We start from the raw sequence: 1,345 nt of genomic DNA, 5'->3' as shown, positions 1-1,345 counted from the left end.
GGGGCGGCATGGTCAAGGAAAACAAGGACGGCATCGTCTTCGGCATTGCGGCCGCGCTCATTCCCTCGGCGGCGATCGCAGCACTGGCGATCTCGGTCAACCTCGTCGCCGACTGGGTGCTGAACCGCACGACAAGCCTGAAGGGAGGACGCGGGTGATGGCTGACAGCAAAGCGAAGTCCGGCCTGCTGCTCGACATTCGCAATCTGCGCATCGAGGCCACGGTTTATCCTCCCGGCGAGCAGCCGAAGACGGTAACCCTTGTCCACGATGTCTCGCTGACGCTGGAGAAGGGCAAGGTGCTCGGCCTGATCGGCGAGTCCGGCGCCGGCAAGTCGACCATCGGCCTGTCGTCGATGGGCTATGGCCGCGGCGGGGTGCGCATCACCGGCGGCGAGGTCATCCTCAACGGCCGCGACATATTGAAGGGCGGCAAGGAAGGTTTCCGCAAATTGCGAGGCCGCGAGGTTTGTTACGTCGCGCAGTCGGCGGCGGCCGCCTTCAATCCGGCGCACCGCCTGATGGACCAGGTGGTGGAAGCCTCGCTTCTGCACGGCACGGCAACCCGGGCAGAGGCCGAGAAGCGAGCCGTCGCCTTGTTCAAGAAGCTCAGCCTGCCCAACCCGGAAACGATCGGCGAACGCTTTCCGCACCAGGTCTCCGGCGGCCAGTTGCAGCGCGTGATGACGGCGATGGCGCTCTGCTCGGAACCGGACCTGATCGTCTTCGACGAGCCGACCACGGCGCTCGACGTAACGACGCAGATCGACGTGCTGGCGGCGATCAAGGATGCCATCCGCGACACGCATGTGGCGGCTTTATACATAACCCACGACCTTGCCGTCGTCGCCCAGGTGTCGGACGAGATCATGGTGCTGCGTCACGGCCGGCTGGTCGAATGGGGCGGCACGCGCCAGATCATCAAGGAGCCGCGCCAGGAATACACCAACGCGCTGGTCTCGGTGCATGAGATCGAGCATCAGGAACAGCAGCCGGGCACGGCACCGGTGCTGTCGGTGAAGAACGTGACGGCAGCCTATGGCGGCGGCCACGTCAAGGTGCTGAAGAACGTGTCGGTCGACATCTATCCGGGCCAGACCTTGGCCGTCGTCGGGGAATCCGGGTCCGGCAAATCGACGCTGGCGCGCGCCATCACCGGACTGTTGCCGCCCGAGCAAGGCAGCGTCGTCTTCGATGGCCGCACGCTTGGCAACAGGCTTTCCGACAGGCCGAAGGAGGACCTGCGCCAGCTGCAGATGATCTACCAGATGGCCGACGTGGCGATGAACCCGCGCCAGACGGTCGGCACCATCATCGGCCGTCCGCTGGAATTCTACTTCGGCATG

The 1,345-nt window shown here is 65.0% G+C and carries 1 protein-coding gene and 1 pseudogene; both read left to right on the top strand.

Annotated elements, in window-relative coordinates:
- Positions 1-158: pseudogene (locus tag EOA33_RS35945) on the top strand (ABC transporter permease); the annotation flags it as partial.
- On the top strand, positions 158-1,345 hold a 1,188-nt coding region (locus EOA33_RS35940), incomplete at its 3' end, for an ABC transporter ATP-binding protein (protein WP_145989518.1). The pseudogene EOA33_RS35945 and the gene EOA33_RS35940, both read left to right, overlap by 1 nt.

Source organism: Mesorhizobium sp. M4A.F.Ca.ET.050.02.1.1 (genome assembly GCF_003997725.1).
In the GTDB taxonomy this organism is placed as follows: domain Bacteria; phylum Pseudomonadota; class Alphaproteobacteria; order Rhizobiales; family Rhizobiaceae; genus Mesorhizobium.
Note: the sequence above shows the minus strand (reverse complement) of the source record. Positions and strands in the feature narration are given on the sequence as shown.